The sequence below is a fragment of the Hyphococcus sp. genome (genome assembly GCF_965267305.1).
Classification (GTDB): Bacteria; Pseudomonadota; Alphaproteobacteria; order Caulobacterales; family Parvularculaceae; genus Hyphococcus.
This window is the reverse complement of the sequence record NZ_OZ253945.1, coordinates 2,777,649-2,789,380: the sequence shown is the minus strand read 5'-3', so window position 1 is coordinate 2,789,380 and position 11,732 is coordinate 2,777,649. Positions and strand designations below refer to the sequence as shown.

Here is an 11,732-nt window from a genome sequence, read left to right as displayed (position 1 = left end):
GCTCTGGCTCCCCGCGAAAGCCGGCGCCTTACATGGCGGCGGCGAGGCGCTGTTCTTTCTTGAGTTTCTTCAGCACCCGGTCGCGCTTGAGGCGTGAAAGGTGGTCAATGAATAGCACACCCTCGAGATGGTCCATCTCATGCTGAATGCAGGTGGCGAGCAGCCCTTCGGCCTCAAGAATCTGTTCATTACCGTTGTAGTCGAGATATTTCACCCGGCAGCGGGCAGGACGCTCCACCTCGTCGAAATATTCAGGCACGGAAAGGCACCCTTCCTCATAGACATTCATCTCTTCGGAGGGATCAAGGATTTCGGGATTGACGAAATAGCGAGGCTCCGGTTCTTCGTCCTTACCGGCGAGATCCATGACGATGACGCGCTTCGGAACGCCGATCTGGATCGCGGCGAGGCCGATGCCGGGCGCGTCATACATGGTCTGGAGCATGTCATCCATGAGCGCGCGCAACTCGTCATCGACCGTCGCGACGGGTTTTGACACCTCGCGCAGGCGCGGATCTGGCGCGGTCAGGATTTCTCGTATGGCCATGGCCATCACCTATGGCCGGCGCCCCCTTCCGTCAAGGCGCCCCTGAAGACGCGCGAGGATCGGGCAGCGCAACTGCCGGGCGAAACTTGAGCGCGCCTAAACCCTCGCTTTTCATGGGATTTTCCCATAAGGTCCGGCGTGGTTGTGTTCCTTGGTGAGGGTTCGACGATGCAGACGCTGTCGCCATCGGTCCAGGAAGTGGCCGGAGGCATGGAAAGCGTGGAAGATACTGCGCAACCTGTAACCGGAGCCCCCGAGCCGCTCATCAGTGGCCCGGCGCATATCGTGTTGGCGGGCGTTGGCACATTCCTGGTGATTTTCGTCCTGGGCATGCTGCTGTTGATACGCGGCCGCGTGACCAAACCGGCAAAGCGCCGCGCCGAAGCCGCGAGCAAAACCTATTTCGAACCCGCCGGCGAAGACGCGGACATCAGCTTTGACGAAGACGACGCGCCGCGCACGAAACAGCAAACCCAAAGCGAAAACTGGCGCACTGACGACATTGACGCCGCGGAAGTCGTCATCGAGCGCGGCAACGGCGGTGAAACCGACCACATAGAGGATGCCGCGCCCATGTTCGACGAGCCGCTAGCAAAGCCGGAGAAAAAAAAATCGGCTTTTGCCGGACTGTTTTCGAAAAAGCCGCGTGCGGAAGATGAGCGCTCGCCCTTCAACGAGGAAACGATTGAGGAAGAGGACGGATTTTTCACGGCCGAAGAAGAGGCGGCCCCCGTCGAGCCGGAAAAGCAAACCGCCTGGCGCGACGACCCGCCGCCGGCGCCGCGCCGCGACATGTGGCGGCGCGAGGAGCCCGATCCTGAGCAAGGGAGGCGATTGGAGGAGGCGGAAGAGGCGGCGCGCGCCGCGCTGAAGCGCGCCGAAGAAGCGGAGGCCCTCGCCCGTGATCTGAAACGCGCTAACGAAGACGCCAAAAACATTATGGATGTGGGCCTGCGTAGACGCGAGGCTGCGCTGGATGAACGCGCCAATGAACTCCTCGCCATGGAGCGGCGCCTTGCGGACCTCACCCATGAGTTCGAAGAGCGCGCCGAAGCGCTTCAGCCCAGCGCGCCTGCATCGCAAGCGGCGGCATCAAGCGATATCGGCCACGGCGTCTCCGAAGCGCATTTCGAGGAATTCGCCGATCTGATGGGCGAGCGTTTCGATGCGCTGCGCGGCGCGGTTAACGGGGCCATTGAAAAGATGACGCGCCGTCTCGATGCGCTACCGCCGCAATCAGGCGCGCCGACGGCGACAGCGGCGCGCGTCCAGCTCTCCGATCTCTTGAGCGACGCGCTGGCGCCCGGACGCTTCAAGCTCTCCCAGAAACTTTCTACCGGCCGCACCGCCGATGCGGTGATCATCATGCCCGGTCCCATGGCGGCCCTCGCCATCGATGCGCGGTTCCCCGTGGAGGCCTTCGACGCCTGGCAGTTGTCGCGCAACGCCGGCACGGAAACCGAGCTGCGCCGGGCGATCCTCCGCCATATCGCAGACGCCGCCGAAAAACTGATCTCGCCGGAAGAGACCGCCGATTGCGCGATCATGTTCGTGCCCTCGGAAAACATTCTCTCCGAACTGCACGCGCATTTTTCCGATCTCGTTCAGGAAAGCTATCGCGCGCGCGTATGGATGGTTTCACCCACCTCGCTCATGGCGACCTTGCATACAATCAGCGCCGTCATGGCAGGCGCCGGCATCAAGGAAATGAGCGCCGTCAATGTGATCGACGAGCTTCACGCCTTGCGCAGCCGCGTCGCTGCGCTTGAAGGTCAGCGGAAAAACGGCGCCGACCATGCGGAGAAAGAGACGCGAGCGACGGTTACGAAAGCGCCGCGCGAACCGGCACAATATGGCGATGTGTTCGAGGGCGCCCCCCAGCGCCGCGAGCCCACTTCCATTGAAGACAAGCCGCCTTTTCCGCTGCGTTGATAACGAAAATCAGGCGGCGTCGTCCTCGGCGCCGTCCTCGCCGCTAGTCAGCAATCCGCCGCCGACCTCGCGCAAATGGCGCGGCGTTTCTTCCACCCCGGAGAGCGCTTCTATCTCGGTTTCAACGCCCGGAATTTCATACTCGGCGAATTTGCGCGCCCGCGACAGGACGCGGGATTCATAACCGCCCACCGTGGCGTTGTATTTCTTCACGGCAGAGGCGAGCGCCTTGCCGACCCCGCCGAGATTGTCGCCCATCACCCGCAGGCTGTCGTAAAGATCCTTCGCCATGGCGGCTACGGCCTGGGCGTGTTCCGTCATCTTTTCCTGACGCCAGTTGAGCGCCGCCGATTTCAGCATGGCGATGAGGATCGTCGGCGAGGCGATGAGGATCTTGCGGTCGAACGCGTCCTGATAAAGTTGCGGGCGCGCTTCGAGCGCGGCGGAGAAATAATTTTCGCCGGGCACGAACATGACAACATAGTCGAGACTATCTTTCAGCGACGCGGCGTATTCTTTCGCCGACAATGTCTTCACATGTTTCCAGAGATCGTCGGCGTGGCGCGAGAGATGCGCGGCGCGCGCATCCTCCGCATCCGCCTCAATCGCGTCGAGATAGGCGCCGAGCGAAACTTTTGAATCGACGGCGACGACCCGCCCGCCTGGAAGGCGCACCACCATGTCCGGCTGTTTGCGGCGCTCGCCGTCGTCATGGCTCGCCTGCTCGACGAAATCCACATAGGCGCTCATCCCCGCGATCTCGACCACATTGCGGAGCTGCTCCTCGCCCCAGCGGCCGCGGGTTTTAGGTCCTGCGCGCAGGGCGGTCGCCAGCTTTTGCGCTTCGGATTTGACGTCATGGGTCTGTTTCGCCAGCTCTCCGATCTGACTTGCGAGCGCGCCGCGCGATTCCGTCTGTTCCTTACGGAGTTCGTCTAACCCCTTCTGATAGCGCGCCAGGGTTTCGCTGACCGGCTTCAGCAAATCGTCGAGCGCCTTCTGGCGTTTCTCGCCGTCATTTCGCGCATTCTCGCTGTAGCGCTGAAAGGTTTCCGCCGCGCGTTTCAGGAACGCTTCGTTGGCGCCTTCTAGCAATTGAGCCGTCGTCGCCTTGAACTCTGTCTCCATGCGGGTTTTGAGGTCGGCGAGGGCGCGTTCGCGCTCTGCGATCGTTGCACGGCTGACGGCGACATCGCTTTGCAATTGTTCGCGCTGGCGCTTTTCATGGGCGAGTTCGTCACGCAGGCTGTCGAAGGCCGCGAGCTGCTCTTGCGCCTTCACGAGAGCGATCCGGGTTTCTTCAAGCTCGCTGCGATGCGTGTTCGCACGTTTCGACGCCCGCCGCGTCTGGATGATAAAAAACACGGCGGCGACGAAGAAAAACAGAACCAACCAGAAAGCAGGCGCATCCGGCGGCAGCCCCGCCTCGTTCAAGACATCATAGATCATCGCCCATATTTAGGGCGATTCGGCTTTCCCCGCCGGCCCTTCTTCCCCAGCCCGGAAGACCAGAAAGGCGCTCGCGAAGTAGTTGATGAAAACGGTGACGGCGATGGCGAACGCCTTGGCGAGGAAGGGACCGATCAAGGGCGCAAGCCAGAAAACCAGCCCTGTGGAAATCGCCAGAGACAGTATGTGCGCCGCGCAGAATTTCCCATACCCTTTGAGGGAGAGAGGCGCAGGCCCCGCCGCCCCCCGAAACGTGACGCGCGAGTTCACCACATAGCTGAACGGATTCGTGACCCCGAAAGCGAGAATGTTGGCGAGCGCAGGCGCGACGCCTGAGAGAACGCAGGCGCTGTAGACGCTGAAATCGACGATCGTGTTGGCGACGCCTACAAGACCGAAAAGGAAAAGCCCGCGTCCGTGCTTTTTGAACCTGCTCACGCCACGGACCGTCCTGAGAGGAGCGCCGGCTCCGCCGTCTCGCCGCCCGCTTGAGCTGCCGCCTCCGATGGCTCCACTGCATTGGTGAAATAGAGCGGGCGGTGTTTCGTTTCGTTGAAGATCCGCCCCAGATATTCGCCCATGACGCCCAGCACCATCAATTGCACGCCGCCGAGAAACAGGATCAGCGTCGCGAGTGTCGGAAAGCCCTGCACCGGATCGCCATAGATCAGCGTTTTTATGATGAAAAAAACGCCGAGCAAAAATGCAAAACCAGCGACGGCGAAACCGAAATAGGTCGACAGTTTCAACGGCGCGAGAGTCGACGAGGTCAACCCTTCAAGCGACAGGTTCCAGAGCTTCCAGTAATTCCATTTCGTTGCGCCCGCTTCTCGTGGGGCGCGGTCATACTGGATGACTTTCGCTGGAAACCCGACCCAGGCGAAAACGCCTTTCATGAAGCGGTGCCGTTCGCGCAGGGCGCAGACGGCGTCCACCGTCTTGCGGCTCATCAGCCGGAAATCGCCGACATTTTCCGGCAACGGCGTTGGCCCGACGCCGCGCATCATTCTGTAAAAGGCGGCGGCCGTCGCTTTTTTCAGCCAGCTCTCGCCATTGCGGATACGCCGCTGCGCATAGACGACATCATAGCCCTCGCGCCAGCCGGCGATGAATTCCGCGATTACGTCGGGCGGGTCCTGCAGATCCGCATCCATGACGACGACAGCGTCGCCGCGCGCCTGATCGAGGCCGGCGGTGAGCGCGATCTCCTTGCCGAAATTGCGGCTCAAATCGACAATCGCCGTATTCGGATGAACACTGCGCAGTTCACGCATTTTCAAAAGCGTGTCGTCCGTGCTGCCGTCATTGACGAAGACGATCTCGAAAGGCTGCGCCAGGCGGCGCATCGCCTTCGAGACGGCCTTGTGAAAGGAGACGATGGTGTCGGATTCATTATAGGCCGGACACACAATAGAGAGCAGCGCCGGCGCCGTTTCGGCGCGAGGGCGAAGGCCGGGATAGGAACCGCCAGGTTGGGCGGGCGATGCGGGCATGAGACGGACGCGCTCCAGGGCGTTGGTTAACTGTTTCCAAACTAAACCGGTCTTTATTTCCCAGAGGTAAACAGGCACCAAGATGACCGCAGACGCCGCCGCCGCCAACGCGCCTTCAGCCGGTTTCGCCGGGCGTTATCCCTTGCTGCACGCCGTCTTCATCGATCCGTCGCCGCGGACCATTGTCGCGGCATGCCTTATCGCCTTCGCCATTTACGCATTGATCCTGATCCGCTCGGCCCTTGGCTCGGACGGATATGTGCTTCCAGACAAGTCGATCATCGGCGGCGACTTCACGGTGTTCTGGACGGCGGCGAAAACGCTTTTCGCCGAAGGCGCAGGCGCCATGTACCAGCCCGGCCTCCTGAACGAACGCCTCGACGCCGCGTTTCCCTTGCGCGGCGGGTTCACGCTCTACTGGCAATATCCGCCTACATACTATTTCGTCATCGCGCCGCTGGCGGCGCTTCCCTATCCCGCCGCTTTGCTCGGCTGGTGGTCCGTGACGGCAGGCGCCGCGATGGCGGCGCTACGCAGCTTGTGGAAAGCGCGGCTTCCCCTCCTCGCTGTCTTCGCGTCCGGCGCAGCGTGGCAGGCTTTGATCTGCGGCCAGACAGGGTTTTTGACGGCGGCGCTGATCGCCATCGCGGGCGGCTGGGCCGACCGGCGCCCGATCCTCGCCGGGATCGCCGCGGGGCTTCTCACCGTCAAACCGCAACTCGGTCTTCTCATCCCCGTCGCCTACGCCGCCGCCGGATGCTGGCGCGCTTTCGCCGCCGCCGCCGTGACTGCGCTCGCGCTTGCGGTGCTTAGTGCCGGAATCTTCGGAATTGAGACATGGGGCGGCTTCATTGGCGCCATGAGCGCGCAAGGGGCGCGCATGAGCACCAACGTTTTTCCCTATTACAAGCTCGTCTCGCCTTACGGCTTTATGATGACGCTGGGCGCAGGCGGCGCGCTCGCCTATGCGGCGCAAGGGATCGCAAGCCTCGCGCTTGCGGGGTTTGTTTTCATCGTGTGGCGCAAGAGTCCGTCATGGGAGACGCGGCTCATCGCGCTCGCGGCCGCGACGCCGCTCGTTTCGCCTTACGCATTTTATTACGAGGCGCCGATTTTCTTCGCCGCGCTGTTGATGGTTGTGAAACTCGGAACGGAGCGCGGATGGCTCCCCTTCGAAAAACAGGCATTGATGGCCCTGTGGTTCCTGCCGGTGTTTGCGCCGGGATCGGAGGCTTTTCCGTTTCCGGCCCTGCTCGCCTTCGCGGCGTTCGGGCTCTGTGCCCGGCGGGTCTTCCATGAATGCGGATTGCATCTTCCCCGTCTGAAAACACTATCCGAAGCCTAGAGAAAAACTCGTTAGCGCTGAGCGAAAATGGCGAATTTCGAGAACCGGCGCGCAGTGTACGTTGAGGTACATGAGCACCGGAAGCGCAGAAAGCCGCCATTTGCAGCCAGCGATAGTAGAGTTTTAAAACGGTCGGCGGGATTTCATCGCCGCGGCGAGCGTTCCTTCATCGAGATAATCGAGTTCACCGCCGACGGGCACGCCCTGGGACAGACGCGTGACGTTGAGGCCAGACGTTTCGAGATGTTCGGTGAGGTAATGCGCCGTCGTCTGACCGTCGACAGTGGCGGGAAGCGCGAGAATGATTTCCGAAAGCGCGCCCGCTTTCGCCCGCGCGATGAGCGAACCGAGATTGAGATCATCAGGACCGATGCCGTCGAGCGGCGACAGCAATCCGCCGAGCACATGGTAGCGGCCCTTATGCGCGCCGGCGCGTTCCAGCGCCCAGAGATCGCCCACATCCTGAACCACGCAGAGGATCGAGCCGTCGCGATCAGTGTCAGCGCAGACGGCGCAGGGGTCGATGGAATCCCAGTTGCCGCAGACCGAACACGCTTTCACTTTGTTGGCCGCATCATCGAGGGCGAAGGCGAGCGGGCGCATAACCGGATCGCGTTTTTTCAAAAGATAAAGCGCGGCGCGCTTGGCCGAACGCGGACCCAGCCCCGGCATCTTGGCGAGGAGGTCAATCAGGCGCTGTAACTCGGGACCGATGGTTGCGGCGGGCATTACAATTTTTCATCCAACTTACTTATTAGTCCGGCCGCAATCTTTAATACTGTTCGCGCTTGTTCAGCATCCATTCTATACAGCGGCGAATGAACAACCATATCCCGAATCTCTCTAAATTCGTTTAGCGCACGAGCATCGGCATCCGAAATAACGCCAGTTTCACTCAACTTATAAATGATCCTAGACGTTGGCATAGGCCCTGTGAGGGAATGCTTTTCAGCTAAAGAATCTAGCCGCGCTTCAATCTCCTTCCAAGCAAGAAGATAAACTGAGTTATATTTGTGCCCATCAATATCCAGCAGGCCCGCAAGCCCCGATGGCAACGGCACAGGCAACTCAACGCCTGCGCTCTCGGCCTCATGTTTAAGAGCCTGCACTTTGTCTTGGAATGTTATTTCAACAAGGTCTTTGTACCGAAAACTTTTTATATAGTCAGGCAGCTTGTGAATATGGTCTTTTAATAGAAGAAATACGATCACCAATGCGCCCGGCCACGCAAGCGAATTTACTATCGACGCAATAAACTCAAGCCAGCCCATCGGCGCATCCTAAAACGGCAGCTTCATGCCCGGAGGCAACGGCAAACCCGCCGTCATTTTTTTCATCTGCTCTTCGGTTTCTTTTTCGAGCTTTGATTTCGCGTCGTTGATCGCCGCGGCGATGAGGTCTTCGAGGATTTCGGCCTCGTCTTCCTTCATCAAGGAGCGCTCGATGGCGACGGCCTTGGCGTAGCCCTTGCCGTTCAGCACCACTTTCACCATGCCGGCCCCGGCCTCGCCCGTCGCCTCGATCTCGGCGAGCTTTTCCTGCATCTCTTTCATCTTGGCCTGCATCTGGCCGGCCTGTTTCATGATCTCGTTCAAGTCCATTACGCTTTTCCTGTTTCCTTGCGTGCTGCGATGGCTTCCGCCACTGCGTCGTCATCGGGATCGACGGGCGCGTCTTCTTCCGCCTCATCCGGCGCCGGGGCGATCTCGTTTTGCGTGTCGCGGATGGCGGTCACTTCTGCGCCCGGAAACAACTCCATGGCCTTCAACACCATGGGATGCTCCATCACCTCGCGCGTCCTGACGTCGCGCAGAGTCTCCTCGCCCTCATGCTCCGACGTCACCAACACGACCCAGGCTTTTCCGGTCCATTCCTTGAGGCGCTGGGTCAGCCGGTTCGCCAGATCGCCGGGCGCGTCGTCATTCAGCCGCAGTTCGATCTTCCCTTCGCGGAACGAGACTACATGAACGTATGACTCGAGTTCCGTCCGCAGCTTCGCGTCGCGCTTTTCCCCGGCGAGCCGCGCCACATCGTTAAACGAGCGCAGCCAGACATTCGAATCCGCAGGCCGCTGAGACATGGGCGGGTTGATGTCGATCACCTGCGCGGAGGGACGCTCCGGCCCAGATGCATTTGCTGAGGCGTGAACGGGCGCGCGCTCCGATTGCCCTGACGACGGCGCCGAAGCTTGCCCGCCTACGCTGTCAGTCTTTTTTTTTAAGGCTTTGAGGGCTTCGTCCGGCGTCGGCAGATCCGCCGCAAAGCACAGACGGATGAGCGCCATTTCACCCGAAGCCGCCGCGTCCGGCGCCATCTGCGTTTCGGTGAGGCCCTTCATCAGGAGCGACCAGACGCGGGTCAGCGCATTCATTTCAAGGCCCGACGCCATCGCTTTCGCGCGCTCCGCATCGGCCTCACCCGCGGGGCCGTGCGCCGCTGCTTCCGGGCCCGCCGCCTTGATCCGCGTCAGCAGGTGCGTGAGGTCGAGGAGATCGCGCAAAATCTGCGCCGGTTCCGCCCCCGCATCATATTGCGAGCGGAAATTTTCTAGCGCTGTTTTCGCGTCGCCCTTCATCGCCGCTTCGAGCAACGCCCAGACCGACGCCCGGTCGGCGAGCCCCAGCATGTCGCGGATCATCTCTGCACTGACGATATCTTCGCCTTGCGCGGCGTGCTGGACCATCGCCTGATCCAAAATGGAAAGCGCGTCGCGCACGGAGCCTTCCGCCGCGCGCGCGATCATCCAGAGACCGTCGCGATCGACTTTAACATTTTCTTTTTCAGCAATGCTCGCGAGATGATCGGTCAGCAATTCAGGATCGATGCGCCTGAGATCGAAACGCTGGCAGCGCGACAGCACTGTCACGGGAAGCTTCCGGATCTCCGTTGTCGCGAAGATAAACTTCACATGCGGCGGCGGCTCTTCGAGCGTCTTCAACAGCGCGTTGAACGCCGCTGTCGAGAGCATGTGAACCTCGTCGATGATGTAGACCTTGTAGCGCGCTTCGACCGGGGCGTAGCGAACGCCCTCAATCAGTTCGCGAATATCGCCGACGCCGGTGCGCGAGGCGGCGTCCATTTCCATCACGTCCGGGTGGCGGCTTTCGGCGATGGCTTTGCAGTGAAGTCCCTCGGCGGCCATGTCGATTTGTGGGCCGTTATCCTCGCCATTGGGGCCCACATAATTCAGCGCCCGGGCGAGAATGCGCGCTGTCGTGGTTTTCCCCACCCCGCGCACGCCAGTCAGGATATAGGCATGGGCGATGCGGTTCGCGGCGAAGGCGTTTTTCAGCGTCTTCACCATGGGCCCGTGACCGATCAGATCGTCGAAATTCTGCGGACGGTATTTGCGGGCCAGCACCTGATAGGCGCCGCCGCTCTTTTGCTGTCCGTTGTCCTGATCCGCCATCACATTCCACCAGCCCCCGCGTCGAATATGGCGGGGCGGGCCGCGCTTCTCAACCGTCCTTTTTCACCGCATTTTTCTGAAGCTTTAAAAAGGCGGCGTCGGCCTGGCGCTCATACTGAAAGACCTCGCCGAAAGAAACGCCGAAAACAGCAGCAATGCGAAACGCCGCCTCGAGCGATGGAGCGTATTTGCCCTTCTCGATGGCGGCGACGGTCTGGCGCGTCATGCCGATGCGCGCGGCAAGGTCGCCCTGGCTCATATCGCCATGTTCGGCTCTGAGGACGCGAATGCGATTGGTGATCGGCGTCTTGCCCATGGGGCGTCAGGCGCTCCGGCGATAGAGAAAGACCTCATAGAGGTTCTTGACGATCTCCGACGCGGCGAGGCCGAGAAAGAGAATATTTGCGAGCAGATATTGTCCGCGGAGGAGGGCGACCCCCAGGGCGAACAGGACCACGACGCCGAGGATGAAGCCGCCGGCCTCATCGCCCCTCAATTCGATCTGCCGGTCGCGCTCGTCTTCCGCCTCACTGGCGGATTTCGGAGCGAAAATCGCCGCCGCGATATGGGCTATGACAATGAGCGCCACAAACGACATGATCGCCCCGAACATTACGGCGGTAGTTCCGGCCCCAAAGCCCCCGCCCTCGATGAGCGACCATGCGTAGCCGCCATAGATCAGGATCAGCGCGGCGAGCACAATCCAAGCGCTTTTTTCCTTGAATGACATCCCTCTCTCCTCGTGTATACCTTACCGCACACAATGTTATGTATTTTTTACATTATGTTCAAGGGGGCATACATAAATGGCCCCCGCCTGTTTCTTGGCTGGCGCGCAGAATTTATAATTTTCAGTGAAATCAAAGTGGAAGACTGAAACGACCCGCGACGGAAACTCGTTATGGCTGCTTCCTTCCGGACCTGACCAGGTTGGCGAGAGCCGCGTCCGCCAGCCTTCCGAAGGGGTATATCGACGCTCGGCTTCGTGAATGCAAGGGGGCGGTTCGTGATGCGGCGTGATGGGGCGCCCGTGCTATTTCCGCGGCGGGCAAATCAAGGGCACCCCCCATGAAAAAACTTATCTCCTTATTCCCCTGGGCGGGGGGACTGTTCATTTCGGCGATCTTCTTGGACTCGCTGCGTTTCAAATTCACCGGCCATCCGACGCCGCAGCATATTTTCTCAACGCTGAAGGAATGGTCGGGCATCGGCCTTTTCTATCCGGCGGGTCCGTGGATTATCGGAGTCGGCGAATTATTGTCGTCGATCCTGTTGATCGGGCTGCCGCTGCTGTTCCTGGTCATGGATCGCAAGAAGCTCATTCCGCCGATACAGTTTCTCGGCGCCTTAATCGCGCTCGGCATCATGAGCGGCGCCATTGTCTTTCACCTCTTCACGCCGCTGGGGATCGAAACTCCGACGGAATGGGCGAAGGGCGCGCCGACAAACTTTTCCCCGGCGCTTTTTTACGCCGCGTGCGTCAGCTGGGTCTGCGCATTGATTATTCTCTTCATTCATCGCAGCGCTATCGGGTTTTTCTTTCGCCCGAAGGTCTAA

General features: G+C 60.6%; 13 protein-coding genes and 1 other RNA gene. 3 read left to right on the top strand and 11 right to left on the bottom strand.

What is annotated here, in order from left to right; genetic code table 11:
- Positions 1-28 precede the first annotated feature (28 nt).
- Complete coding sequence (def, locus tag ACQY5P_RS13280) at positions 29-547, bottom strand: peptide deformylase (protein WP_428407350.1); 519 nt, start codon at positions 545-547, stop codon at positions 29-31.
- Between the two features lie 168 nt (positions 548-715).
- Between def and rmuC (ACQY5P_RS13275) the strand changes: the two genes are divergently transcribed.
- Positions 716-2,479 (top strand): DNA recombination protein RmuC, encoded by a 1,764-nt coding sequence (rmuC, locus tag ACQY5P_RS13275; RefSeq protein WP_428407349.1) that lies wholly within the window; start codon positions 716-718, stop codon positions 2,477-2,479.
- A 9-nt stretch (positions 2,480-2,488) separates the two neighbouring features.
- On the opposite strand, the gene rmuC (ACQY5P_RS13270) is transcribed toward rmuC (ACQY5P_RS13275), so the two are convergent.
- From rmuC (ACQY5P_RS13270) to ACQY5P_RS13260, 3 genes are read right to left on the bottom strand one after another with little or no spacing between them, the layout of a single operon-like run.
- A complete protein-coding gene (gene rmuC / locus ACQY5P_RS13270) occupies positions 2,489-3,928 on the bottom strand; it encodes a DNA recombination protein RmuC (RefSeq protein ID WP_428407348.1) in 1,440 nt (479 codons plus the stop codon).
- 9 nt (positions 3,929-3,937) lie between these two features.
- On the bottom strand, positions 3,938-4,366 hold the full coding sequence (locus ACQY5P_RS13265; protein ID WP_428407347.1) for a GtrA family protein: 429 nt from the start codon (positions 4,364-4,366) through the stop codon (positions 3,938-3,940).
- Entirely contained in the window at positions 4,363-5,421 is a 1,059-nt protein-coding gene (locus ACQY5P_RS13260) for a glycosyltransferase family 2 protein (RefSeq protein ID WP_428407346.1), read from the bottom strand. The genes ACQY5P_RS13265 and ACQY5P_RS13260 overlap by 4 nt, the downstream gene beginning before the upstream one ends.
- 82 nt (positions 5,422-5,503) lie before the next feature.
- Here ACQY5P_RS13260 and ACQY5P_RS13255 point away from each other — a divergent pair, with 82 nt between their 5' ends.
- The gene (locus ACQY5P_RS13255; RefSeq protein WP_428407345.1) at positions 5,504-6,766 is read left to right on the top strand and encodes a glycosyltransferase family 87 protein; all 1,263 of its coding nucleotides are present in this window, start codon (positions 5,504-5,506) and stop codon (positions 6,764-6,766) included.
- 123 nt (positions 6,767-6,889) lie between these two features.
- Here the strand turns inward: ACQY5P_RS13255 and recR are convergent, their stop codons facing one another.
- From recR to ffs, 7 genes are all read right to left on the bottom strand, one after another.
- Positions 6,890-7,495: a recombination mediator RecR gene (gene recR / locus ACQY5P_RS13250; RefSeq protein WP_428407344.1), complete on the bottom strand. Its 606-nt coding sequence runs from the start codon at positions 7,493-7,495 to the stop codon at positions 6,890-6,892.
- Entirely contained in the window at positions 7,495-8,037 is a 543-nt protein-coding gene (locus ACQY5P_RS13245; protein ID WP_428407343.1) for a hypothetical protein, read from the bottom strand. The genes recR and ACQY5P_RS13245 overlap by 1 nt, the downstream gene beginning before the upstream one ends.
- Before the next feature lie 9 nt (positions 8,038-8,046).
- A complete protein-coding gene (locus ACQY5P_RS13240; RefSeq protein WP_428407342.1) occupies positions 8,047-8,367 on the bottom strand; it encodes a YbaB/EbfC family nucleoid-associated protein in 321 nt (106 codons plus the stop codon).
- Complete coding sequence (locus ACQY5P_RS13235; protein WP_428407341.1) at positions 8,367-10,175, bottom strand: DNA polymerase III subunit gamma/tau; 1,809 nt, start codon at positions 10,173-10,175, stop codon at positions 8,367-8,369. Before ACQY5P_RS13235 ends, ACQY5P_RS13240 begins: the two co-directional genes overlap by 1 nt.
- A gap of 49 nt (positions 10,176-10,224) precedes the next feature.
- Entirely contained in the window at positions 10,225-10,491 is a 267-nt protein-coding gene (locus ACQY5P_RS13230) for a helix-turn-helix transcriptional regulator (RefSeq protein WP_428407340.1), read from the bottom strand.
- 6 nt (positions 10,492-10,497) lie between these two features.
- Complete coding sequence (locus ACQY5P_RS13225; protein ID WP_428407339.1) at positions 10,498-10,905, bottom strand: hypothetical protein; 408 nt, start codon at positions 10,903-10,905, stop codon at positions 10,498-10,500.
- 132 nt (positions 10,906-11,037) lie between these two features.
- Positions 11,038-11,136, bottom strand: an RNA gene (gene ffs, locus ACQY5P_RS13220) — signal recognition particle sRNA small type.
- A 107-nt stretch (positions 11,137-11,243) separates the two neighbouring features.
- Here ffs and ACQY5P_RS13215 point away from each other — a divergent pair.
- A complete protein-coding gene (locus ACQY5P_RS13215; protein WP_428407338.1) occupies positions 11,244-11,732 on the top strand; it encodes a hypothetical protein in 489 nt (162 codons plus the stop codon).

Excerpts from the sequence above, each read along its gene's own strand:
- ACQY5P_RS13240 (WP_428407342.1), bottom strand. The coding sequence starts at position 8,367 with ATGGACTTGAACGAGATCATGAAACAGGCCGGCCAGATGCAGGCCAAG.
- ACQY5P_RS13230 (WP_428407340.1), bottom strand. The coding sequence starts at position 10,491 with ATGGGCAAGACGCCGATCACCAATCGCATTCGCGTCCTCAGAGCCGAA.
- rmuC (WP_428407349.1), top strand. The coding sequence starts at position 716 with ATGCAGACGCTGTCGCCATCGGTCCAGGAAGTGGCCGGAGGCATGGAA.
- ACQY5P_RS13255 (WP_428407345.1), top strand. The coding sequence starts at position 5,504 with ATGACCGCAGACGCCGCCGCCGCCAACGCGCCTTCAGCCGGTTTCGCC.
- ACQY5P_RS13215 (WP_428407338.1), top strand. The coding sequence starts at position 11,244 with ATGAAAAAACTTATCTCCTTATTCCCCTGGGCGGGGGGACTGTTCATT.
- ACQY5P_RS13235 (WP_428407341.1), bottom strand. The coding sequence starts at position 10,175 with ATGGCGGATCAGGACAACGGACAGCAAAAGAGCGGCGGCGCCTATCAG.
- rmuC (WP_428407348.1), bottom strand. The coding sequence starts at position 3,928 with ATGATCTATGATGTCTTGAACGAGGCGGGGCTGCCGCCGGATGCGCCT.
- ACQY5P_RS13260 (WP_428407346.1), bottom strand. The coding sequence starts at position 5,421 with ATGCCCGCATCGCCCGCCCAACCTGGCGGTTCCTATCCCGGCCTTCGC.
- ACQY5P_RS13225 (WP_428407339.1), bottom strand. The coding sequence starts at position 10,905 with ATGTCATTCAAGGAAAAAAGCGCTTGGATTGTGCTCGCCGCGCTGATC.
- def (WP_428407350.1), bottom strand. The coding sequence starts at position 547 with ATGGCCATACGAGAAATCCTGACCGCGCCAGATCCGCGCCTGCGCGAG.
- ACQY5P_RS13245 (WP_428407343.1), bottom strand. The coding sequence starts at position 8,037 with ATGGGCTGGCTTGAGTTTATTGCGTCGATAGTAAATTCGCTTGCGTGG.
- recR (WP_428407344.1), bottom strand. The coding sequence starts at position 7,495 with ATGCCCGCCGCAACCATCGGTCCCGAGTTACAGCGCCTGATTGACCTC.